This window comes from Amycolatopsis nivea (assembly GCF_004522235.1).
Taxonomy (GTDB): domain Bacteria; phylum Actinomycetota; class Actinomycetes; order Mycobacteriales; family Pseudonocardiaceae; genus Amycolatopsis; species Amycolatopsis nivea.
Genome location: NZ_SDLT01000112.1, coordinates 1 through 775 on the forward strand (window position 1 = coordinate 1; position 775 = coordinate 775).

1 protein-coding gene is annotated in these 775 nt (G+C 69.7%); it reads right to left on the reverse strand.

Annotation, left to right across the window (positions count from 1 at the left end; all coding sequences use genetic code 11):
• A partial coding sequence (locus EIZ44_RS44450) for a transposase family protein (protein ID WP_500676320.1) occupies nucleotides 1-638 on the reverse strand: 638 nt, incomplete at its 3' end.
• Nucleotides 639-775: the final 137 nt, after the last annotated feature.

A 775-nucleotide genomic window follows, 5' to 3' on the forward strand; every position in this document is an offset into this window, starting at 1 on the left:
CCGCAGGCGCGGGCGGCGGCGAGGTTGGCGCGCACGAACGACACCGCCGCGCGGGCGGAGTGGGCCTGCCCGCCGCGCAGCCGGGTCCCGGTGACCACCGGTGCGCTGATCGGCGAGGACAGGCACCCGGCGAGGAAATTCAGCCCCCGGACCTTGGTGTAGCCGGCCGCGGCGCCTTCCTTGCGGCGACCGGACACCGCGGTGATCTTGGAGTCGACGTCGAGAAACGCCAGCCCGCCGATCCCGGGCAGCAGCGGGGCCCGTGCGATCAGGTTCTTCAGGACCGAGAGGGAGACGTTCTCCAGCTGCGCGACATGGCCGATGCCGACATCGCGCAGGAACGTGCCCACCGTCGAGGGCGCCCTGGCCCCGGCGAACAACCTCGCCATGCCGCCGTGCCGGACCACGTCGAGATCGTCGATCGAGTCCGCCCCGGCCGCCATCCCGGCGACGATCGTCGACACCTTCGCACCGCTGTTGGACCCCGCGGTGGTCCCGAGGGTGAGCAGCTCGTCGGCCAGCTCGCCCAGCCCGGCGCGCTCGGCCAGCCGCATCACCGGCACCAGCCCCGCGTGCGACACCAGATTCGGATCGTCGAACCTCGCCGACACCGCCCCGGCAGTATGCAATGATCGCATCCAGCAGATGCCCTCTCGCTCGGATCGATTTTTCCTTCGCAAGAACAATCATCCCAAGCCAGAGGGCATCTGCGCGTCCAGACACGGCCTACACCACCACAAACACCGGTGGATCCAGGTCAGATTCCCTCAAGGAG